General features: G+C 37.2%; 17 protein-coding genes and 2 pseudogenes. 2 read left to right on the top strand and 17 right to left on the bottom strand.

Features of this window, described 5'->3' with window-relative positions; translation table 11 throughout:
* Window positions 1-297 precede the first annotated feature (297 nt).
* The 13 genes and pseudogenes from AAHB12_RS23030 to AAHB12_RS22970 all read right to left on the bottom strand — a co-directional run bounded on the left by AAHB12_RS23030 (window position 298) and on the right by AAHB12_RS22970 (window position 17,113).
* Window positions 298-1,869 (bottom strand): glycoside hydrolase family 32 protein, encoded by a 1,572-nt coding sequence (locus AAHB12_RS23030; RefSeq protein ID WP_342047329.1) that lies wholly within the window; start codon window positions 1,867-1,869, stop codon window positions 298-300.
* 182 nt (window positions 1,870-2,051) lie between these two features.
* Entirely contained in the window at window positions 2,052-3,512 is a 1,461-nt protein-coding gene (locus AAHB12_RS23025) for a glycoside hydrolase family 68 protein (RefSeq protein ID WP_342047327.1), read from the bottom strand.
* A gap of 1,014 nt (window positions 3,513-4,526) precedes the next feature.
* A pseudogene (locus AAHB12_RS23020) lies at window positions 4,527-5,188 on the bottom strand (IS6 family transposase).
* A gap of 162 nt (window positions 5,189-5,350) precedes the next feature.
* Window positions 5,351-6,319, bottom strand: coding sequence for a homocysteine S-methyltransferase (gene mmuM / locus AAHB12_RS23015; protein ID WP_342047325.1), 969 nt, complete (start codon window positions 6,317-6,319; stop codon window positions 5,351-5,353).
* Window positions 6,294-7,703, bottom strand: coding sequence for an S-methylmethionine permease (mmuP, locus tag AAHB12_RS23010; protein ID WP_342047322.1), 1,410 nt, complete (start codon window positions 7,701-7,703; stop codon window positions 6,294-6,296). Before mmuP ends, mmuM begins: the two co-directional genes overlap by 26 nt.
* Window positions 7,704-7,728: 25 nt before the next feature.
* Window positions 7,729-8,949 carry an acyl-CoA dehydrogenase family protein gene (locus AAHB12_RS23005; RefSeq protein ID WP_342047321.1) on the bottom strand — a complete coding sequence of 407 codons (1,221 nt, stop codon included), beginning with the start codon at window positions 8,947-8,949 and terminating at the stop codon, window positions 7,729-7,731.
* Between the two features lie 94 nt (window positions 8,950-9,043).
* On the bottom strand, window positions 9,044-10,126 hold the full coding sequence (sfnG, locus tag AAHB12_RS23000) for a dimethylsulfone monooxygenase SfnG (protein WP_342047320.1): 1,083 nt from the start codon (window positions 10,124-10,126) through the stop codon (window positions 9,044-9,046).
* A 66-nt stretch (window positions 10,127-10,192) separates the two neighbouring features.
* On the bottom strand, window positions 10,193-11,452 hold the full coding sequence (locus AAHB12_RS22995) for an acyl-CoA dehydrogenase family protein (protein WP_342047319.1): 1,260 nt from the start codon (window positions 11,450-11,452) through the stop codon (window positions 10,193-10,195).
* Between the two features lie 710 nt (window positions 11,453-12,162).
* On the bottom strand, window positions 12,163-13,287 hold the full coding sequence (ssuD, locus tag AAHB12_RS22990) for an FMNH2-dependent alkanesulfonate monooxygenase (protein WP_342047318.1): 1,125 nt from the start codon (window positions 13,285-13,287) through the stop codon (window positions 12,163-12,165).
* 35 nt (window positions 13,288-13,322) lie between these two features.
* Window positions 13,323-13,865 carry an NADPH-dependent FMN reductase gene (gene ssuE / locus AAHB12_RS22985; protein ID WP_342047317.1) on the bottom strand — a complete coding sequence of 181 codons (543 nt, stop codon included), beginning with the start codon at window positions 13,863-13,865 and terminating at the stop codon, window positions 13,323-13,325.
* A 60-nt stretch (window positions 13,866-13,925) separates the two neighbouring features.
* Window positions 13,926-15,113 carry an acyl-CoA dehydrogenase family protein gene (locus tag AAHB12_RS22980; RefSeq protein ID WP_342047316.1) on the bottom strand — a complete coding sequence of 396 codons (1,188 nt, stop codon included), beginning with the start codon at window positions 15,111-15,113 and terminating at the stop codon, window positions 13,926-13,928.
* Between the two features lie 46 nt (window positions 15,114-15,159).
* Window positions 15,160-15,564, bottom strand: a complete 405-nt coding sequence (locus tag AAHB12_RS22975; protein ID WP_342047315.1) for a hypothetical protein — start codon at window positions 15,562-15,564, stop codon at window positions 15,160-15,162.
* 106 nt (window positions 15,565-15,670) lie between these two features.
* Window positions 15,671-17,113 (bottom strand): 4-hydroxyphenylacetate 3-hydroxylase family protein, encoded by a 1,443-nt coding sequence (locus AAHB12_RS22970; RefSeq protein WP_342047313.1) that lies wholly within the window; start codon window positions 17,111-17,113, stop codon window positions 15,671-15,673.
* Window positions 17,114-17,976: 863 nt separating this feature from the next.
* Here AAHB12_RS22970 and AAHB12_RS22965 point away from each other — a divergent pair.
* Together AAHB12_RS22965 and AAHB12_RS22960 are read left to right on the top strand one after the other, a co-directional pair.
* Entirely contained in the window at window positions 17,977-18,588 is a 612-nt protein-coding gene (locus AAHB12_RS22965; RefSeq protein ID WP_342047312.1) for a TetR/AcrR family transcriptional regulator, read from the top strand.
* A gap of 170 nt (window positions 18,589-18,758) precedes the next feature.
* Window positions 18,759-19,135 (top strand): annotated as a pseudogene (locus AAHB12_RS22960) (IS6 family transposase); the annotation flags it as partial.
* Between the two features lie 265 nt (window positions 19,136-19,400).
* Here AAHB12_RS22960 and AAHB12_RS22955 read toward each other — a convergent pair.
* The 4 genes from AAHB12_RS22955 to AAHB12_RS22940 form a co-directional block, all read right to left on the bottom strand.
* Window positions 19,401-19,598, bottom strand: coding sequence for a TetR family transcriptional regulator (locus tag AAHB12_RS22955; RefSeq protein ID WP_446715601.1), 198 nt, complete (start codon window positions 19,596-19,598; stop codon window positions 19,401-19,403).
* 906 nt (window positions 19,599-20,504) lie between these two features.
* On the bottom strand, window positions 20,505-20,687 hold the full coding sequence (locus AAHB12_RS22950) for a hypothetical protein (protein ID WP_342047310.1): 183 nt from the start codon (window positions 20,685-20,687) through the stop codon (window positions 20,505-20,507).
* Window positions 20,688-21,067: 380 nt separating this feature from the next.
* A complete protein-coding gene (locus AAHB12_RS22945; protein ID WP_342047308.1) occupies window positions 21,068-21,265 on the bottom strand; it encodes an IDEAL domain-containing protein in 198 nt (65 codons plus the stop codon).
* Between the two features lie 323 nt (window positions 21,266-21,588).
* Window positions 21,589-23,070 carry a long-chain-fatty-acid--CoA ligase gene (locus AAHB12_RS22940; RefSeq protein WP_342047306.1) on the bottom strand — a complete coding sequence of 494 codons (1,482 nt, stop codon included), beginning with the start codon at window positions 23,068-23,070 and terminating at the stop codon, window positions 21,589-21,591.
* Window positions 23,071-23,128 lie beyond the last annotated feature (58 nt).

Genomic DNA, 23,128 nt, shown 5'->3' with positions numbered 1-23,128 from the left:
TCAAAGTCTATAAGGAAATTATATAGATTTATCAGCGCAGATAAGAGGAATAAACTAATGTACACTTTAAAAGTTTTGTTTTTTCTTTGAACTTCACGTTTAAATTCATACATGTATTAGATCCTCGCTTAGAAGCTATGCATATGATCAAAAAAGGACAAACCCTCGAAGGGGAGAAATCTATCCGAAGCCAAGTGAACCTCGTTCATCAACTATTCGGCTTCCCAGCATAAAATAGTCCCACTAGGAAATTTCTCGTCTCTTTATATCTCTCCCAAGTATTTGCACCAGAACCGCCTAATGGATAGAACGAAAGTGCTTAATCACAACATTTTTAAAGGTAGATGGGCCTCCTTCAGAAAAAAGTGTTATTCCTTTATCATTTAAATGAGGAAAGACTTCATTCGAATGGGTTACATTACCATCGTCAATGAATACTTCGATACTTGTTTTATCAACAAGAACTTTCAAATGAACTTTCTTCTTGCTTGCATCAAACGGGGCTTTACTTTCAACATACTTTTTACTCTTATCGGGTTGGTCTGTAAAAACTCTATTAACATAAGAAAAGTTATCTGGTATAAAAAAGCCCACATCAATATGACGTGTTTTGTCTGTTGACTCTCGAATTCTTAATCCTACATTCTTGGCATCTGACCAAGATATATCAGCATCAAGCTGATAAACATCACTTTTTACCTTAAGGGTTTTTGAACCATTAACCTCGATATGTTTAAAAGAATTCGTTGAGAAGGTTAATTGATCCAATGCTTCAATAGGCTGTGAAGTAAGAATGTATGCATCGTTATTTTGTTTTTTTAGTTTAATTTGACGAACAATGGAATCAACCCCGTTAAAATCGTCTTGCAATGTTGGTGTATTGTTCGGATAATCCCAATTATTCATCCAAGCCAAAGCGTAACGTTTATCAAATTTATTGCTGCTTGTACCATCTTCAAAAGTAACGCCGCCATACCAATCGAAGCCATAATCCAACCACTGTGGTTCACTGTAATCTGCGATAAAGTCTTTTCCATTATAGTTACCGATCCAATATGCGTAGGTATTAGGTTTACCTATAGATTTTCCATTCGCACTGGCCCCTAGAACCCACTTATATGTCCCGTCATTTGCCTGTATCTTGAAAAGATCCGGACATTCTATAACACCTATATCTTGCGTGAAGAACCCATCTGTATAATGCCACTCCTTTAGATTACGGGATTCATAAAAACCAATCTTCGTTCCCTCTGCCAAAACCATCATCCACTTATTAGCTTGACTATCCCAGATAATTTTTGGATCTCGAAAATCTTTTTCTCCTGGATTTGGAAGAATGGGATGGTCACTATATGACTTGAATGTTTTACCACGATCTGTACTGTACCATAAATACTGTTCTTGTTTTCCACCATCAGTAGATGGTTGTGTGACAATCGCTATAACGGTTCCCTTTCCAAATCCTGCAGTATTTTGATCATCTACGATAAATGATCCAGTCCATGGATCACCATTTCTTGTAGTGTATTTAGGAATTGCCACCCCTTCATCTTTCCAGTGTACCAAATCCTGAGATGTCGCTTGCCGCCATTCTGTACCGTTACCGTTTGGATAATCCTTATTATATAAGTAATAATAATGGTACTTACCATCGAAAAAGACGGGTCTTTGAGGATCGTTTATCCATTTGTCAGGTGCACTAAAATGATAGACGGGACGATAGGTTAAAGGGGATTTATTAGCGGCTTGGTTTATCTTCTTATCTATTGGAGGGAACAATAATCGTATAAGAAATATACTTCCTAGGCAGATGATGAAAAAAACACCTATCCATTTATAGACTTTTTTATTAAATACTCTATTTTTCAAATTTGATTCATCCCCTTTTAATTGTGGTGGGAGTAGTTTTTCTGCGATTTAGGAATGGATAAATTAAATTACTTTTCAAAAAATCTCGCTGAAAAAGAAAGAAAATGCCGATATTTTGTCGGCATTTTCTTTCACCCGAATTTGCTTTTTATAGTTTCCGGGACAATCTTAACTGTGAAAAATTATTTGTTGTTATCGCCAACTGTTAACTGCCCTTGTTCAAGGATACTATCTTTTACGACGGAAGTTTTTGATCCGTTAATGTTAAGCAAAAAGCTTGGCGCAAAAGTAGAATGACGGTCTGCATAGAAACCTCTATTTGTCATATAACTTGTGATTACCACATTATTGCCTTCAGGTTGCGGTACAGCAAAGTGAGAGTACGTAAATGTGACGTCACTAGGATCAAGATCAAGGTGTAATACAAGTCCACTTCCGTTTAGTGGTTTGTATGGTCCAGTTAGAGAATCAGATACGTATCCTAACATATAAATATCTTCTTTATCAATTCCGTCAATGGTCATTTTAGATCCTCGTGAATCCGTGAATAAGTACCATTTACCATCCTTTTTAAATACGTTAGCACGTTCGATTTCATCTGTTACTGTATTGGATGTGATCAATGGTTTCATTACATTTTTCAAAGTATAATCGTCGTTTAATTCAACAATACCTAGTGCACCATTAGCTAAGGAAGCGTCACGTTTTTTAGGACTTTGTAACAGCTTATTTTTTTCTTGTTGGAAAAAGACTTCACTTCCGCCATAATAAGCTTTATTAAATAGAGATTCATCTCCTTGGTAACCATCTTCTGTTCCTGTATTAGCTTCAAAAACAAGGTATTTATGACCATTGTCTTCAACATAATGAGGATCTCTTAAAGTATGGTTATCGCCTGAACTATAGTTCCCCTCATCGATAAATTGTTGAACATTTTGATATGTTTTACTGTCACCATCAAAGATAGATTTGTGATCTTCTACACCATCAACCTTAATCGTATCAGAATCCGGTTGAGATAAATTAACTTGAGCCGTTGTTAAAGTTTGTTTACCATAGTGCGTACCTGAGAAATCTGTGTAAAATAAACGAACTTTTCCATCGGATGTTAAAGTTGCGGAACCTGACCACTCTTGTGTTTGATACTTAAGATAAGGATCGTTTGGAACGAATTTATCACTATCCTTGAACACTCTTCCAGCGTTTTTCCAGCTGTCGATCGAAGTATCGCCAACTTTTTGATAGAAAAGGTAAATAGACGTATCATTTGCGTCTTTAGGGTCTCCTGCTAAAGCAAAAACAACATGGTAACCATGATAATTTGCCATTGTTCCATCAGCGTTTTGCAATGGCCAGCTATCCCATACGTCTAAGTCAATTAGATTGCCGTATTTATCATAACCTTTTGCCGAAGCGATGTTTTTAATGGTTGATGCATCGAATTGTGGCACTTTAAATTGATCACTGTTTTGTTGTTGAGGTATTTTAAGCGTGTCATAACGTGTAATATGGGAAACTCCATAATTTTTGTTAAAATCCCGACTGTCTTTTTCTGCAGCAAAAGCTTGAATTCCACCGCTCATTACTAATGCTGTTGTAAAGGTTAATGCTGTTGTTTTTCCGATAAATTTTTTGATATTCATAAGTTTTCTCCTCCTCTTAACCTTCATTAGATGTTAATTCCAAGCATTCTTCATTTATGTCTTAACTAAAGGAATGAGTTCTAATAAAGTACTGACCAACACCATCTATGTATTTTTCGAGAGCTGCAGAACTAGTCATCATTGCAGCAGATGGACAAAGTTATTTATTATGGCTTCACACATCTGGAAAACCACCTTACTCATTAGACAAGAAAGACATGAACTAAAACAAATCATTGAATTAGGTGCACCATTGATCAAAGAAATAGATTTCTAAAAACTTGGATTAAATTTTTTCTATCCCTATATTTTCTTAAGAAAGTTTTAGGGAACCGGTTCCGTTATTAATTTACATTCTTCCCTAGGGGGAGTCAACCGGTGTTGTAAATCAATATCGGAAACATCTGGAAATCTAAATAGATCATTAAAACTGAGATCTAGGCAATGAAAGCGAATAAAAGACAAAAGAATAGCATAGAAAACTAAAATCAAAAAAAATTTTTTTCGACAAATTTCGCATTAACGTTGTTCAATTGTCATCGACATGAAGAACGAATAATACTACTGTAGCTTTATAAAAAGGTTTGATCAGAAATAGGCTATAAACGGTGATTTACATACATATTTTAACGAATTTTCAATTAATATTGATAGGTAAAAATCCAAACAGTTTTATGTACGAATATATTTTGGGACCCCATTTACATATTTTTAACACTCTCTTTAACCACACTTAATATGTCGAATATAGGATTAAATTGTAACAATTCGTATTGATAATTCAATTAGTGGTAGCCCCATACATCCATCAACTTAAAAGCTTAGACTATACTCAAAATGAAAAGCACGTTACGATTCTTTTACGTTAATGAGAAAGGATGACGTGCTTTTTATGAAGATGCATTAAAAACAAGAGTTGTCTTTATATGCCGAAGAGTTATATTGATATATGGGTGCTGGTACAAAGATAATTTATAAAAAACGTAGGATATGAATTTTCTACTAACTTACGGATTATGATACGATACCGAACAGCTTATCAATGAATTCTTTGCGATTTTGGGTAGATTTCACCCCTTGATGAACCTGCTTCTTTTTGATCATATGCATCGCTTCTATGCTACTCAGTATGTAAGTAGCTGTATAAAATAATTTCAATCCTAACATCAAACGAACTCGCTTCTTGATAAAACGATGATCCTGTTCCACAATGTTATTGAGATATTTCACTTGCCTTATTTGTATACCTTCAGGCATACGCTTCTCTTCTTTTAACTCTTGAATCGTTACAGGATAGGATGGGTTTTGTCCACTGTTATGACACGAGGTTTACAAACATGAGAAGCAGCCAAGGCTTTCTTGAAAAGGCGCTTGGCTGCTTGTTTATCTCTTGATTCACTTAGATAAAAATCAATGGTATTACCTTCTGAATCAACTGCACGATATAAATACATCCATTGACCTTTTACCTTGATATATGTCTCATCTACTCGCCAAGAATCGTTTGTTTTCTTAAGTTGACGGCGAACTCTCTTATTTAGTTCAGGACCATATTGATGAACCCAACGTATGATGGTTGTATGAGCGATGGATAAGCCTCGTTCCTCCATCATTTCCACCAAATCACGAAAACTGAGGCTGTACCGTAGGTACCATCTTACAGTTAGCAAAATAATGTCAGACTGATCATGCCCCTTGTTTTAGAGTAATAGTATCAGTATGTTCAGGTGTTAGAGATTTATTGCAAGATGTTCGAGGTTTTTGCACCAACAATGTTAGATAAACCCACCTCTTTTAAAGAAGTAGGTTCGTTGTTAGAACTTCCTTGATTTACTTCCTCATGACGATGAGGATACTTTATCAAAATTCCTCCATTTCCGGGAGATTTGTTCAATAAGACGGGGTGTTGTTCGGCAGCATCCTCCAATTAAACGCGCTCCAACTCGATACCATTCTTCAGATTGAAGGTCGAGCTCGTTACATGCTTCCTTGCCATACCAAGTTTTCGTTTCTGAATCATAGATTTCACCAGAGTTTGGATACACAATAATCGGCTTTTGCGTATTTGCCTTCAACACTTTTATGGCCTCCGTAACAACTGATGATGGTGCACAATTGAGCCCAATGGCAGCAATCTGTTTGCTGCTCTCAAACACTCTCGCGCACTCCCCAAGCAAGGTGCCATCACTAATGGCTTGCTCATTTTTCAAAGAAAAAGACAGCCAGGCACACACCTCTGGGTAATCTTTCAAAAGCGAATCCAGTACTTTAGCTTCCTTCAAAGAAGGAATGGTTTCAAGTGCTAATAAATCAGCACCTGCGTCAATCAATGCTGCCATTCTGGGACGATGAAAATCAGCTAAAGCTTCATCGGTTACATCATAGTTTCCTATATACTCTGAACCATCTGCTAGGTAAGCTCCATAAGGTCCAACGGATGCAACAACCAATGGCTTCGGTCTAATACTCTGCATCTCTTCCTTCCAAAAGTCATCTCTTGCTCTTTTAGCAAGCACCACCGTATTTTTGATAACTTCCACTGCTTGTTGTTTGCTTAATCCACGCTTGATAAAACCATCAAATGTAGCCTGATAACTTGCCGTTATCGCACAATCCGCTCCCGCTCGAAAATAGTCAGCATGAACCTGATATATCACTTCTGGGTTCTCAAGCAATATACGAGCTGACCATAGCGGATCGTTCAGGTCACATCCATGCTTCTCTAGCTCTGTGGCAAGTGCTCCATCCAGAATCATAATAGAATAATCACGTAGGATTGCTTCAATTGGATTGATTTTGACCGACATACTCGAACCCTCTTTTCTTAACTTTTTGGGTTACATAATAGCTTCCATAGCAAAACAAGATAAATGAAATTCCACAATAGAGTGCAATACGCTGAGTAGGATCAAAAGCAATCCCGATACATGAAGCCAGACATAGCACAATCGAAGCAATTGGTATCAGTGGATAAAATGGCGTTCGGTAGACTAGGTCTTTTACGGAATGACCCTCTTGTATATAGCGTTTGCGAAACAAATATTGTGAAAGACTAATGCTCATCCAAACGACCACCACTGCCAGACCCGAAATGGATACCAGTACGATATAAACCGTATCAGGTGCAACAATACTGGAGAATAAAGCTAAACCACCGCCCAACATACTGAAAATAACTGCATAAATTGGTACACCTTGTTTTGTTAATTTCAAAAAAATTGGCCATATCATTTGCTTATCGGCAAGTGACCAAAGCATTCTAGAAGACGCGTATAGGCCGGAGTTCGCGGCAGATAAAATAGCCGTTAAGATCACAAAGTTCATGATATCCGCTGCATAGGGAACTCCAATTCGCTCAAGGACAGCGACGAAGGGACTCTTTAAAACTCCCGCATCCGACATGGGCAATAACGCAGATAAAACAACTATGGTACCTACAAAAAAGAAAATCAGTCTCCACAAGGTTGTACGAATGGCCTTGGGTATCGTTTTGTCTGGTTCTACCGTTTCTCCAGCTGCAATGCCGATTAATTCTGTTCCCGAAAATGCAAAATTAACTGCAAGCATCGTCATGAGAATGGCAAAAGCCCCATTGGGAAAGAGACCTGCATTTGTTAAGTTAGAGAAAAATGGAGCTTGTTGTGAATTCGTCATAGGAATCACACCTACCATTGTGCCCGCTCCTAACAAAATAAAAATGACAATAGCTATGACCTTGACCGACGAAAACCAGAATTCAGATTCTGCGAAAAATTTAACAGTCACTACATTTAACCCAAAGATTAAAGCAGCAAATAACGCACTCCAAATCCAGACACTGATGGATGGAAACCATCGCTGCATCAATAATCCTGCAGCCGTAAATTCCGAACCCAATGCAACCGTCCAGGTGAGCCAGTACAGCCAAGCTACGGTATAACCTGTCCCTGGTCCAATGTATTTAGCTGCATAGCTATGGAACGCACCTGTCTCCGGCATATGAACGGATAGTTCTCCTAAACAGAGCATGACGAGATATACGAATACTGCTCCAACAAGGTAAGACAGAATTGTACCTAATGGGCCTGCCTGTTGAATCGTATACCCCGAACTTAGGAACAATCCAGTTCCAATGACCCCTCCAAGCGAGAGCATGACGATATGCCGTTCTTGCATTTTGCGTTGAAATTCCTGCTTCCTTACGCTCCCCATTCTTTCTCTCCTTTTTTATGTTTCTTTATTCTCCGCCCTTGACCCAAAGCTCGAGAGGTAGTCCTACGAGATCCTTACCGATCCATTCTCTTGCAATATTGTTCGATGGCCCCATAGCAATCCCAGCACGTGCATCACGGAAAAGGCGTTCAATCGGCCCTTTTTTATATCCGTATCCCCCGCTCACATCCAATGCAATTTTCGTAACCTTATTCGCTACCTCGGAAGCATGAACTTTGAATTCTGTAAGAGGAAGGGTCAGCACTCCCTGTTCTTTTCCTTCTGATTGTAATATATCTAATTGCTCAGCAAGATCGAATTGCCATGGTTTTGTACTTTCAATTAATACTTTGGCTTCTGCAATTTGCTGGCGGATTACTTGATAGTCACTTAAACGGTTATCAAAATCCCGATGGATAGTGTTTGTAACGTGTTCTGCCGCTAATTGGAGAGCATGTTGTGCTACGCCTAACCACGCGGAACCTAAACCGATTAGGTAAATAGGGGATACGCCATGCAAAAGGATTTCTTTTCCCCGACCTTCTCTTCCTAAAATATCACGTTTATGAACAAATACATCCTTATAGGAGATAGGACCGCTGTGATTCCCGCGTACACCCAGAGCTTCCCACGGGCTGGCTTTGATTCCGGGCAGCTTTCCATCTACAATAAAGAAACTGATATCAGCAGCATCCTGTGCTTCAGGACTCCTTGTTTGGACGATATAAAAATCCGCTTGACCGGCACTTGTAGTAAAAGATTTATCGGCATTTAAAATATAATCCTCACCATCACGCTGTGCCTGGCTGAAATTGTACCACCAGTGTCCGCCGGAAGCCTTTTCACTTGTTGAGTAGGTGCTAATCAACCCTCGTTCAATTGGTTTTAACCAGCGCTCCTTCTGCTCATCATTTCCAAAAAGAGTAATGGTTTGGACGGCCCCTACATGCATCACATAAACAAGGGCAGTGGAGGCGCATGCTTTTCCGATTTCTTCTGCCACAATAGCAAACGCTACATGGTCTAGCTCCAAACCGTTATATTTCTTAGGAACAAGAATATTTCCCCATCCCGCTTTAATAAGAGCTTCTAAGTTTTCTCTAGGAAACTTTCCTTCCCTGTCAGTAATTTCTGCATTAGGTCGTACCACTGTATCTACAACTTTACGAATCTCTTGACGGATTCTCTCGTAATATTCACGGTTCGTTTTATTATATAATGTTCGTGCCACAATCTCTAAAGACATAATGGTTTCTACCTCCTCTAAGACTTATCTTTATATTAAGAATGAATTTCTATAATAAAATAGTGCTATCATTTTTTATAAGCAGGCTGAAGTCTTATACTGTCCCTGCTTTTTCCTTTAGTTGTTCTTCCTTTTGTCTTACGAGCGGAATTACTTTTTCACCAAATGCTTGTAATTCTTCATCATAATGGAGGAAGCCAGTTAAGATGATATCTACTCCAATTTTTTTATACTCAATAATGCGATCTGCTACTTGTTCAGCTGTTCCAATTAGGCCAGTTTTGAAACCGTCATTGTATTGAACTAGGTCTTCAAAAGTCGATTCAGCCCACATTCCTTTTCCTTCAGGAGAAGATGCCCCAGCTGTTTTCACCGAATCACCGAAACCTTCAACAGCTTCTTTATTAGCATTCGTTACGATATCGCGTAATACTTGTTTGGCCTCTTCTTCTGTATCACGAACGATAACGAATCCATTTAAACCGAACTGGATATCCCCAGTGCCATTTGCTTTTCTTAATGCTTTTACTTCATCAATTTGTTCTTTAATCTTTTCAAGAGTGCCTCCATTCATGAAGTATACGTCTGTTGCACGACCAGCCATTTCTTTAGCTGCTTTTGAGTTACCACCCTGAAAGATTTTTGGTAGTTTAATTGGTTTTGGTTTTAATGGTGCATTGTTCAGGCGATAAAAATCTCCACGATAACTGGAAGAATCCTTTGTCCACAGTTCGCGAAGGACATTAATAAATTCTTCAGAACGACGATAGCGTTCATCATGATCTAACCAAGGTTCCCCATATCCGTTAAATTCCCCTTTAAACCAGCCACTGACAATATTAACTGAGGCACGACCATTACTAATTTGATCAATTGTTGAAATAATCTTAGCCATAACACCAGGATGCCATAAGCCCGGAAGCACAGCCGTGATAATATTGAGCTTTTTTGTTGTTGCAGCAAGAGCTGATGCAAGGGCAGCTGCTTCTAATTGATTTTCAGCACCATAGCTTGCAAAAAATCTCGTTTGTAATAATACATACTCAAATCCATTTTCTTCAGCAATTTGTGCATAGCGTTTATTGTCCTCAAAAGACCATCCTGTGTTTTGTGGAAGATTAGAAATCACTAAGCCTCCGCTCACGTTTGGAGCCCAATAAGCAAATTGTAAACTCATTTTATTTTCCTCCTAATTAAAGTGATAAAAAACTAATAAACTACTTTATAAAAATAATTTCCTTAATTAAAAATAAACATTTCTTATTGGAAGTTCAGTATCGTTCACAACATAATTACCAATAGCACGAGCTTTATAGACCACTGGATTATGAGAAGCAATAGTGCGAATGTTACGCCAGTGGCGATCAAGATTTGCCGACTGTTTTGTCGCTGATGCTCCACCTACATCAAAAAGCAATGTGGAAGCCTGCAAAGCAAGTTTATCCACAACAACCTTAGCTTGAGCAGCAAGAAGGGAAGCCTCATGACTAAGAGAAAAGTCAATCACTCCATTTACTGCAGCATTTATAACTTTGTCCTGTGCATCGGCAGCAGCTAGTACAATCGCTTCAGCAGCAAATGCGCTGCTTGAAAGTTCACCGATAATTTGTAAAAGTTGTGGATCAGACGCCGGAGTGTCAGCAGCCGCAAAAGTAAATGATCGGGACCTTCCATGAAGTAGGGCTGCTGCATCCGTTACTATATTACGCAATATACCCGCTATAACTGCCTGCAAATAAAGCTGTAAATGTGAATTAAATGGTGTCTCGTCCTCATGAATAAAAGTCACTTCTTCCTTATTAACAAATACATTGTTTAAACGAGTTGTTCCACTTCCAGTCAATCTTTGTCCGATTCCATCCCAATCATCTTCAATAATGAGACCTTCGCGATTAGTTGGTATGAATACTGATGCTGTTTTTCCATCTGTAGTTGATGCCATCACAACTACCCAGTCTGCGTATAATGTACCTGTACTAAAATATTTCGTTCCGTTTAATCGGTAGCCCTTACCTTCCGGTGATAAAGTTGTTTCAAAGGATAAAGTTCCAACATTTTTTGACGATATCTCAGTAAATGCATTTCCAATAATTTCTCCTGACGCAACTTTCTTCAACCATATTTTATTTTGTTCGGTATCGCGATTTAGAAGTAAAATTTCCACTTGGTAATAATGAAAACGCAGGGAATGTGCAACATCGGGGTCTGCTTCAGCTAAACGTATGATGACATCGAAAACATCGCGAATACTAGCACCTCCACCACCAAGTTCAACAGGTAAACGGAGGGCGCCTAGTCGAGCTTGACGAATTAAATCTATTGCATAGTAAGGACGCGCTTCACTACCAGCATTTCTACGTTCCTTGGCATCTTGAACTATTTTATTTAGCAATAAATTAAAATCAGGAGAATCCATTTTTACGGGAGTAGTAAATGTTGGTGAAGTTGAATACCCCCTATTTTTAATGTTCTCTTCGAAATTTAATTGTTTTTGATAAGACATAAATTAATGCAACTCCTTACATTTTATTTTAAATATGCTTGTGAAATGTTGGAAATTACTAGCCCCCCACTTACGTTCGGGGCCCAGTAGGCAAATTGTAAACTCATTTGATAGAGCCTCCTTATTTAATTGTCTTAAATGTATTTTTACGTACTAGAAAATGATCACCTCCCTAACTGATAAAAAAACTTCTATCAATTTCCTTAAGTCAGAAATGATAGAAGCCGCCAGTAGCCTGGTAGGCATTATTTTATTCTTAGAAGATTTCAAAAAACTTTATAGACGGAATTTAAACACTATTAATTTAATTTTCCGATTACAGAAATTCAAACTAAATATATATGTTAAGTAAGTATTAAGAGTTTTTTGAAAATTAGTCTAGCGGTTGATCCTGGTACAAAAATCATTTGATAGAGCCTACATGAACTGCTTAATGACAGATTATGATGCAGATCCTCCCCTGTGAAGGAAGTTATCCTTTTGCATTATTACATGGCTTCTATTCCTGAAAGAATAAATTTAGAAATGGCAGCTAAAGGTGTTAGAAATCCTAATAAAAACAAAAGACCTCCAATAAATTCTTCTTATTATTCTCATAAAAAGTCGGTGTAAAAAGGTCGTCTTGAGAAATTAAATCAACATTCTAGTGACTAAATTTTATATAAGCGAAAGACCTCTAGCTTTCTAGTTGGTTTATTCTATTAATCTTGTTATTTAACAATGGCAGATTTAATATCACCACCGAATGGACTAAGGAATGTTCGTTTATTTGAAGTATCCTTTCTTTCTATTGGAAGTTTAGGAAATAATAATTCTGCTGTTGTATAGGCCTCTTCTAAATGTGGGTAACCGGATAGAATGAACGTTTCGATGCCTAAATCAGCGTATTCTTTCATACGTGCTGCAACCGTATCAGGATCTCCTACAAGTGCTGTACCTGCGCCTGTTCGCACTAATCCCACGCCAGCCCATAGATTTGGACTCACTTCTAATCGAGCACGGTCTCCTTCGTGAAGGCTCGTCATTAAGCGCTGACCTTCTGAATCCATCCGCTTAAATACTTTTTGCGCCTGTTCAATGGTTTCGTCGTCCACGTGTTCAATTAGCTTATTAGCGGCTACCCATGCTTCCTCTTCTGTTGGACGTACAATGACGTGTAGTCGTATACCAAATTTTAATGTTCTTCCTTGAGTTGCTGCGAGCTCACGCATTGTCTTAATCTTTTTCTCCACTTGGGCTGGCGGCTCGCCCCATGTTAAATAAACATCGACGTGCTCTGCAGCAACATTCATCGCAGCAGGTGAAGATCCTCCAAAATATAGTGGTGGATATGGTTTTTGAACTGTTGGGTATGGTAATTGTCCTCCTTCAATTCGTAAATGGTCTCCGTTTAAACTCACTTCTTCTTCTGTAAATAATTGACGCCAAATAGTTAAAAACTCATCTGTTAACTCATAGCGTTTATCGTGATCTAAAAATACACCCTCACCTGCAAGTTCGACCGGATCACCTCCAGCAACAACATTAATTAATAACCGGCCATCAGAAAATCTGTCTAATGTTGCAGACATGCGTGCCGCAAAGCTTGGTGACATTAGACCCGGACGTACCGCTACTAGATACTTTAGTTTTTTTGTTAAAGGTACAAGTGTAGAAGCAACAATAAATCCTTCCTCACATGTTTTTCCTGTTGGAATTAAAACACCCGTGTAGCCTAAATCATCGACTGCCTCTGCAATTTGCTTACAATAGTTATACGTTGCAGAACGGGAACCCTCACTATTATTTAATTGACGAAAATCACCATTTGTAGGAATAAACCAAAAAATTTCCATTAATTATCCATCCTCTCTGTATGTAATCAAGTTTATTATTTTATTGTTACTTCCTTTGGTAGCTGATTTACTAAATCATTCAAGGCAGTTTTTAGTCTTTGTTCGATGCCTGTATCAGCAAAAGCAAGCTGATTCTTGTAGTTAATGTCTGAATCGACAATAAAGACTCCGTTAATGATCTCCCGACTTCCTAATACTGAGAAAAGTGGCTTAAATGCATACTCCAATGATAAAAGATGTGCAATTGTTCCACCTGTTGCAACCGGAAGAATTACTTTATTAACAAGTCCTTTTTCTGGTATCAAATCTAAAAATGCTTTTAACAAGCCTGGGTAGCTTGCCTTATATATCGGACTTACAATAATTACGGCCTGAGCCTGTTCAATCAGGGATTGAGCTTGCTTAATCTTCGGACTATTAAAGTTTGCAAATAAAAGGTCTTCTGCTGGCAAATCACGAACAGTGATGGTACTTACCTGCTTTCCTCCAATGACTAATATTTTTTCCAAATAGGTAGAAATAGCTGAAGTTCTGGATGGTTGTGAAGGACTTCCGGAAATAATAACGATACTTGACATATTGCTTTTCTCCTTTTTTCCGTATATTGAGATGGAACCTAAATAATGTGTTTTTATTTTTTAAGAATAGGAGGTAATCTCAGGAAGCTGATAATTTAGAGCCCAGTTTCCAAGATCCCGTATTTTATATTCAATCGGATCATGCAAGGTATGAGTTCTCACATTACGCCAAAAACGATCGAATTGATACTGCGCTGAAGTTGCCCTTGCTCCCATAACGTCAAACATGCGATTCGTCACCTCTAGTGCCGTTTTTGCAGTTGAAACTTTTGCTGTTGCTATCATAATCCCGCATTCGCCTCGCTCCTGTTCTGTTAGCGACCACTGTTTTTCCCATGCTTCTTGTAAAGCATCTACTGCATTTTGAGCCAGTGCTTCGGAAGCTTTTAACTGCACAAACAGATCTCCATATTGGCGAATCGTATAGGGGTCATTATTTGCCTGCTCAACACCGGAGGTTAACCAAGGACGAGAAACGTTTTTTGTGTAATGTTTGGCTGCTTCAAATGCTCCTTCTGCCACTCCCAGGAGAACATGAACTAAAATCGTTTGAGCAATATGCGTCCGTATTGTAGAAAACAAACCTACTGGATGTTGTTCATAAAAATTCAGTACTTCATCTTTTTCTAGCAGCACTTCATTAAAAATAACAGTTCCGCTGTCCGTTTGCCGCTGCCCAAAGCTATCCCAATCACTTTTTACTACTATTCCTGTTCGTTTAGTAGGAATAACAGCAATAACAGGTCTGCTATGTTCTGGACTTTTAGCTGAAATAAGCAGTCGGTCTGAATCTCTGGAGCCGGAACAAAAGGTTTTCTTTCCATTTAGTCTCCACTTGGTTCCATCTTGCTTAATGATTAAATTTTCATCTCTAGGATTAAAGGCATTTCCCCAAAATAAGTTATTTTCAGCCGTTTCTCTATAAAGCTTTTCTTTTTGCTGTGGAGATCCGTATAAATAAACAGAGGTCAAGCACAAAAAATGATAGCCGAATAAATGGGCCATCGACCCATCCACCTTCGCAAGTTCACGGGTTATTTGAAAAACAATTTTCCAATTCTCACCATGTCCCCCTAAGGATTTTGGAATGATAAGAGAGAGTAATCCACTTTTACGAAGTAGATCACGTTCTACTTTTGCTGTTCCACCTTTTTTATCCCGTTCGATTGCCGTTTTGGCAAATTCTTTTGCTAATACGTTGGCCATTTCAAGGTAATCAAGTTTTGTTTCTTTTGTTACCATATCCATAAATGAGAATACCCCTCCTTCTTTTTCTTTAAACTGAAGTAAATCCTTAAAGAGGACTCAGTATTTCTTCAACCCTACCACTTAGATTAAAAGTACCGTGTTTATATAATATATTCTTCGGTTCCTTTTCCTTATTAAATTGGTGGAGCTTTCTTGTTAGTCCCCCATTTCCAAATCTTATATATTTATGATGATCAGATTTCAAACTTCCTTCTGTAACATATTCCAAAAAGGCTAAAAGATAGATTCGACGTTGAATAATATTAATAATCCCATATTCATAAAACCAATGATCGATCGTGTTATATACCCCCTTATTCACCCTATATTGCTGTTGGCACCAAAGAAAAAAGTCTAAATCTGGTAAATTGAGATATTCAATTTCTTCTAGACTTTCCTTTTGTGTTAGATTTTCAAAAAGATTTAATGAGCTTAAATTTTCATATTTCATACTGAATATCCCTCAATAATTGATGTTTAAAATGTTTAATAGTAAGCAATTGACTTCGCTTTTTCTGCCATGATTTAAAATTTCAACTTGTAAGGTATTTTTCAATCTACTTACTTGTTTCCCTTAATAACCGCCAAATTGGCTCTGTGAACGAATCTTGGTCTGCTTCAATATATTGTTTGGCATAAGCACGAACCGGATCCCCCGCATAAAATCGTTCATAAAGTTCATGTCGTGACCCTAAAGGGCTCCCGATTAAATCCCATGCTAATTTAAATAGTTGTACTTTTTTCTCTGCGCTGACCGTTTTTCCTTCAAAGTACTGATGCATATGTTTAGAAACCACTCCAAAGAAATCTTCTAACCTAGAAGGAACCTGAACAAATCCTCCTCCACCTATTTGCTGTAAAATCTCGATGGCCCTCGGATAAAAACGGGTTCCGATGTTTCGGGCTGTATTGATATAGGATAGTTCAGGCACTAAAACTCCCAATTCGTCCGGCTTTGCTTGAACTTCTGATGCAATAACAAGTGCTTTTATGGTATCAATCTGGGTAAGCAGCTCACCAAGCTTTTCTTGCACATGCAAATATTCATTAACACCAATTGACTCTGCTATCGCAAAGGCGATACCAGTTACGAATTCCAACTTTGCTACATAACGAACAATATTCTGATGAAAAGCAAGGGAATTGGCTGTTGTATTAGTCCGAAATGCTGCCATAGTTTCTGAGTTTCCATGAAGTAAGACCCTTTCCCAAGGGATTAAGACATCATCGAAAAATAGTACTGCATCCATTTCATCATATCTAGAGCTTAAAATATGATCGTTTTTCCTTACATCAGCGAAGGATTCCCGACAAACGATATGAAGCCCCTGAGAGTTTGCTGGAACAATTAGAACGTGTGAGTGTTTCGTATGTTCAGGTTTAAATTCGAGAAAGGAAGAGATGATGATATCATGCGCATATGGAGCTCCTGTCGCAATCATTTTAGCACCACGTACAATAATTCCATCACTAGTTTCTCTTACAACATGGAGAAACCGATCAGCCACCCTGAAATCCTCCAAACCACTGGAGCGATCAATTTGTGGATCGATAATAGCAGTGGTTAAAAACAAATCTTGATCTCTTGCTGCTGTATAGTAAGCCGTAATCTTAGATTCAAAATGTGGATCTAACTTCCCCAGTTCTTTCCTAGCAGCATACCATCCCGTTATCATAGATCGTGCATAATCAGATAACCGGCTCATCATCCCATGGGTTTCTTTAGACCAGTAATGAAACGCCATGCTGCGCTTTCGTAAATCCTCTAGTGTATAAGGTACTAAAAATGAACTGTGTGCATATGCCCCCCTATCTGGAACTTTAAAACCAATGTGATCTTTTTCACTGGGATCATCCAGTGAATCAAAAAGACGTGAAATGGTTTCAAGAGTTCCTTTAAACGCTGGATGACCTGCCACATCCCCTATTCTTTCACCTTCAAGAAATACACTACGTCCATCATTTAAGCTATTAATAAAGCGATCTCCCCTGCTTAGCATTAGTAATCTCTCTCCATTCAAATGAAAATGATCAAACGACAAATTTCTTTTGTCGTCAAAATGTCAACAAACAAAAAAGAGACCTTTATTGTTGGCTTAAACTTTAGGGAGATTAAAGCCTACATAAATGTCTCTGGTGGTCCAGTCGAACATATTAAATTAAGGGAGGTTATTACAATCCTATAATTCATATGAATAAAATCGGAATTTGATATTTATTATAGCAAACCTAAGCTCCATTGCAACAAACAATTAACACTATTTTGAAGCTTAATAAATATTAAACTTCAAAATGTTCGATATTTTTATTTTAAACTACATTATTACCTAAATTGTATTTTAAAAATTCAATAAAACCTTTTACTTATTTCATCCTTTTCCGTATGTTGATACATATGGAAATTAACCATGCTGAAAATTTAACACAAGTAGTGAGTTAAAATAATTTGCCATTGTATCTAATTCACATCAATTTCACAAAATCCCTATACCAAAACTAATAATTCCTATTGATTAAATAGGGATTTTATGTTTATTATAATAGCATTCAGTGAGATCTTATTAACAAACAATTCAGTACTTTTTGACGCTTAATGGACAATTGATTCAGAAGTGTACGACATGTATATTCAGATCTTTAATTTGATATAAAATTGCTGTGTCATAAATCAAACTGAAAAATCCTATTAGTAAAGAGAGGATGGAATTTTGTATATATCACAATTTTCTCCGTAGAGTAGTACTTTATGTTCTACTTAAATTATTACTCTTCTATAGATTTCAGAAAAAAATCTAAAAGAATAGAAAATTTATGACTAGGAATAAGTTAAATGATTTTGTTCATTACGTTTGGAGGATGCAAAATGGAGAGATTTCAACCAAATCTAGATCGCCGAATTGCTAAAACTTGTAAAATCATATATGAAACTTTTATATCTTTAATTTCAGAAAAAGAATTTACCCAAATATCTATAAAAGAAATTACTCATCAGGCTAATATCAGCCGATCTACCTTTTATGCACACTATCAAGACAAATATGATTTATTAGATAAAATGATTCAAGAAAAATTAACAGAATTAAATGAATTATTAATAAAATCCAAATCCGACTATATGAATTATCAGTCCAACATTGATGTTCCCGATCCCTACTTTTTAACTTTCTTTGAACATTTAGCTAAGAATAACAAATTCTACCACACAATGTTCACCAAAGTGGAACCTTCCCAATTTACCTCAAAAATGTTTGAAGTGATTAGGGAGAGTTTTTACATCCGCGTATCAAGTATGGAGAAAGATCAAAAATTATTAGTACCATTAGAAATATTGCTCGATTATAGTAGTTCATCTACTTTAGGCATTACAAAGGTATGGGTGGAAAATAATATGATTTATGCCCCTCATTATATGGCTTTACAACTAACCCGTTTATCTATTATGGGTCTTTATAAAACAATGGGTAAAATAAATTAGAGCGTAGGAAAGTCACACTCCCAGACATAAAGGGTTCTGGTGCAAAAATTTTAATATACGCGATAGTAATCTCTAAAACTCGTATATACTGATCCTATTACTTTACAAAAGGTGTGATTGGTATGGAAAAGGAATATGTATTCAAGTAGAAGCATTATCAACCTGATGTCATCTTATTAACGGTAAGATGGGATCTACGATACAACCTAAGTTTTCGTGATTTAGTCGAAATGATGGAGGAACAGGGATTATTCATTGCTCATACAACGATTATGCGTTTGGTTCACCAACATGGTCCTGAGCTAGATGAGAGATTTCGTCATTATCTTAAGAAAACCAACGATTCTTGGTGACGTATATCAAGGTAAAAGGTCAGTGGATGTATTTATATCGTACAGTTGATTCCGAAGGAAGTACGATTGATTTTCACCTAAACAAAACAAGAGATTATAAGGCTGCAAAACGCTTCTCCAAGAAAGCTTTGCGGTCTTTTCATGTTTCTCAGACACGTGTCATAACAGCGGATAAAAATCAGACTTATCCTATATAAATTTAAGAATTAGTAGAGTAAAGAACTGATTTCTTCAAGACAGCTCAAGGGCTTTCTCGTTTACTTTCAGTTCCTCCTCATCAAACCGTACGTGAGGTTTTCCCTCATACGGCTTTCCGATGTTCTTCTTTCTTTGGCGTTCGTGCTCCTTACAACGCTAATTTCGCGAGTATCGGTTCTGTCCATTTTACGATATCTCCAACTCTTCCGTGTTTCTTTCTCCGATTTCTCTTCTTATTCCAAAACAGTGTAAGCCGTTCTATTACATACCGATCGATTTGACCGAGCCACCGTTTCGCTTCACTCTTCTCCAAGCTTCCGCCAAAATATCTGGGCGATACATCTTGTCATACAGGGCGTGAAATCGTCGTTTTGGTGCTTCCTTGGCACAAAGATATAGGGTTGTCCAAAGTTCTCGAGTTTTGATATTGGTGTAGTTAGCCAGTTTTCCGGCATTCACGACTCTTACCTCCTTTCAACCTGTGAACAAAGTAGAGGTCCTTCCCTCATTCACGTTATGTTATCATGAATGTCTTCGGTACTATGACCTCCTCCGACTCCCTTCCCGCCATCCACCATTTTGGTTTTCCTTATAGGTATCTGCTTTACTAAAAAAAAGTGCGGGGGAGGGTCTCCCCAGTTCCGTGGTCTACTTTCTCAACATGTCGCTCCCCTTACCCCGAGGGATTCTTAGGTGTTGCATTCCAAGTTCTTCACACCGTCCATGGTCTTCGCCTACTTCCTCCAGGCTCGACTTCCCTTTATTCTCTTAAAGAGGGCTTTTTGACGAGGCGGCAGGATTCACTTTATGTTACAACCTATTGAGTTGCTTGCCCTTCCTAAAGAAGATGCGTTGTCGTCGGGCTTCAACCTTAGGATTTCTCCACCAGTTGCCAATCGTGCTACCGAGCGTCTTGGTACTTACTCGGACTGGATTTTCACCAGCTAGCAGGCCACAGCTTGCCTGGGCGCGCAAGAAGAGAAAAAATAGGCTTACGCCTACTGAAAATTCATCCCCCACCTACTCATGAGGGCACTGAAAAAGTCCACTTAAAGAGAAAAACAAGCTGACCACCTACTATATGCAGAGGATTAGCTTGTTTTTATTTTCTGTATATTGACAAAAGTTTCTTTATTTACCGAAATCACACACTTTTTCAGTGGCCTCCCTACTCATTGGGCTACGCCCATCGCATTCCTTGAGGAAGGGGACTTCTTTTCAGAAAATCTGTTAAAATTGCTAAAAACCAAAAATTCATATTTCCCTCCAACGTAAGTTTCTGTTGTCTCTTTAAAAAAAGAGCAAACCCCTCCCGAAATGGAGAGGGGTTCATGCTTTACACTGTTTTCAACAATGTAAAAATGATTAAAATGCTTGTTTCCTATACTCCTTAATGTATCTGAACAACAAGGTTGTCCCTGCTATATTAGACACAATGCTGGCTCCTAACATTACAGCCCATGCAACATTCTGAACCTTCATTGTCAAAGTCAACATGAGGAAGCACATACCAACCGCAACAAACAGGAATCCTAAAAGCTTATCCATGATTTTACACCTCCCTTTCCTTATTGTACCATTCAAAAGAAATGCGTTGTTGTATATTCTTGGATGTATAGGATATTCATGGTAGGTTAACATAAGTCGGCATTATCAGAAGTGCCCTGCCCGAGGGAATCCGCGCCAACACTGGGCTCCTCGCAATCTCAAACATTATCAAATATTTACAGATACATCTTTACGAACAAACAAAGAACTCCGGATTGTACTTCTTTACTTCTTGTAATCTCGGTTATGTTATGATCGACTCAAGTAATGTTGATTCTCCTAGACCAAATAAAAAAGGAAGAAGTGTTTTACCTCTTCCTCTTCTTGTTATGGTTTTGTCCACTTTATCTCAAAATCTGTCTGATATACATACATCCATTTTAAGAAATATCCTTTAATTCCGCTGTTAATCGTAGGAATTCTTCTTTATTTCTATCTTGTAATGATTGGTCGATTTCTTTTTGGATTTGCTTTTTTCGAAAATCACGAAGAGCTTTGTCTAACACCATTTTAGCATATACAGAATCCAGGACTTCTACTTCAGATTGTTTTGATACACTAAGTAAATTATTTTCCATCGAGAAATCAACTCCTTATCCTTTTTTCTATTATACCGTATTTTTTCTGAATATTCTAATATCAATTTCGATATTTGTAAGAGAAACAAGAATTCGTTGCAAAATTCAACTTTATGGACTTTTTAAAATAGGGGTAGTGCCGTGTATAACAACAATAAAAAAGAATTTATTATAAATACTTTAAACGCATGTTCTTTCTTTGTTTTTGGCATTATTTTACTAGCCGCCACTCTTTTCGCTAAGTAAGAATGATTGATAATAATTTTAATAACTATTTTTTAAACAAGAAAAGCCCCAACTAATTTTAGGTTGAGGCTTCTTGATTAACTAAGTTCTTTTTTCAAAATTTTCCCCGTAGCATTCTTAGGGAGCGACTGTACAAATTCGACAATTTTAGGTAATTTATAACTTGCCAAGTGTAATTTTAAATAATCCATTATTTCTTTTTTAGTTACAGTAGCGTGCTCTTTTAGAACAATAATTGCCTTCACAACTTCTCCTCTAGTTTCTTCTTTTACACCGATAACAGCTGTTTCTAAAACCCCCGGATATTGATACAACAATTCTTCAATTTCCCTAGGATAAACATTTAATCCTCTTGTTATAATCAAATCTTTTTTTCGATCAACAATAAAAATATAACCGTCTTCATCTTTATATGCCAAATCCCCCGTGTGTAACCATCCATCCACTACAGTTTCTGCAGTTGCTTCAGGTTTTCCTAAATATCCTTTCATGATATTTGGTCCCTTTGCAAGTATTTCTCCAATTTCACCAGTCTTTAATTCATCCCCATTTTCGTCCACTATTTTGATCTCTACATCAGGAATAGGAAGTCCTATCGAACCGACTTTAGGCTTACCATTCATCGGAGTAAAACATAATGCGGGGGAAGCTTCCGTCAATCCGTATCCTTCTAACATAGGTATTTTATACTGATTCCTAAATGATTGAAGAACCTCAACAGGTAAAGGTGCACCTCCTGAAATAGCTAATTTCAATTGAGGAAGAGAAATATTTTCTGCTTTTAATAGTTGAGATAAAATTACATACATGGATGGAACAGCACATAATATTGTGATTTTATCTTCTATTAATGAACGAATAGTTTCTTTAGGGTGAAAAGTCTCATGAATCACAATTGATGCACCCAAATAAAAAGGAGCTAAAATAGTCACTGTAAATCCGAACGTGTGAAACATCGGTAACACACACAAGAAGATTTCATCATTTTTTACATCCAAGACTTTAATAAATGACTTTGTATTTGATAAAAGATTATGATGTGTTAACATTACACCCTTAGGTTTGCCCGTCGTTCCTGATGTATAAAGTAAAGTTGAAACTTCATTTTCGGATAATACAGGCATAGAAATATTATCATTTTCAATTATAGAATCTGTAAATATAGAATCAATTACGATGACATTTTTTAAACTCAATTTACATTTTATAATTTCTTCGGTAACTCCAATTTTTTCAAAAATCTTTTTATGAATGACTAAAGTGTTACTTTTAGAATCTGAAATAATGTATGAGATTTCCTCTAACGTCAACATAAAATTCAGAGGAACAACAGTTGCCCCAATTTTTGTTGCTCCAAAATAGGCGTATATAAACTCAGGAGAATTAATTGAACTAAGCGCAATTGTGTCTCCGTGTTGTATACCTATTTTTTGATAGTAGGCAGCATATTTGATTATATTTTCATGCATTTTGTTGTATGTTATTTTCTTATCTTGATATTTGATGGCAATATCTTCAGGTTTACTATTTGATAAATAAAAATCGCTTAAAAGAGCCATAGTATATAGTATATCTCCAATCATTTTTTTATTTGGGTGTTCTTATTTTTCAATCAAT

It is taken from the genome of Bacillus sp. OTU530 (assembly GCF_038440375.1).
The sequence above is the reverse complement of the archived record's forward strand: the minus strand, read 5'-3'. Positions and strand labels throughout refer to the sequence as shown.